Origin of the sequence: Methylobacterium sp. CCH5-D2, from assembly GCF_001556475.1 — a bacterium.
GTDB classification, from domain to species: Bacteria; Pseudomonadota; Alphaproteobacteria; order Rhizobiales; family Beijerinckiaceae; genus Methylobacterium; species Methylobacterium hispanicum.
The window spans coordinates 1-625 of record NZ_LSIX01000812.1; the positions used below are offsets into that span (position 1 = coordinate 1).

1 protein-coding gene is annotated in these 625 nt (G+C 69.6%); it reads right to left on the reverse strand.

What is annotated here, in order from left to right; genetic code table 11:
* Positions 1 to 625, reverse strand: a 625-nt coding sequence (locus AX737_RS34705) for an outer membrane beta-barrel protein (RefSeq protein WP_066924772.1), incomplete at both ends; no start/stop codon positions are given.

A 625-nucleotide genomic window follows, 5' to 3' on the forward strand; every position in this document is an offset into this window, starting at 1 on the left:
CCGCCGAGGAGCGGAAGAAGTTCAGGAACGAGTCGGTCGGGAGCGCGTACTCGACACCACCACCGGCGGCCCAGCCGGTGAGGAAGTCGTCGTTGCGGTTGTTGAAGTTGGTGAAGGCGACGCGGGCGCCGCGGTCACCCGTGGCGTAGGCGAAGCCGCCGGTGCCGTAGAACAGGACGCGGTCGAAGGCGTAGCCGAGGCGGCCGCGGACGGTGCCGAAGAAGTCGAGCGTGCTGAGCACGCTGTCGACCGGCACGAAGGCCGGGTTGATCGTGGCGGCGTTCGTCACGAAGCGGCTGCGACGGCCACCGAAGTCGAGGTACTGGGCGTCGGCCTCGAAGCCGATGACCACGCCCGAGCCGGGGGTGAGCTGCCAGTTGTAGCCGATCTGGCCACCGCCGGTGAAGCCTTCGTTGTTGCCGCTGGAGTAGGTCAGCGACGAGCCGACCGGGCCGAGCACGCCGGCGGTGGTGAAGCCGCCGTTCGGCAGCTGCACGATCGGGCTGGCGGCGTTCGGCGGGAGCAGCGGGCTCGACTGCGTGAAGCCGTTGGAGCGGCGGTCGCTGGCGTCGAAGCCGTAGCCGGCGTTGAAACCGGCGTAGAAGCCCGTCCAGGTGAAGACCGG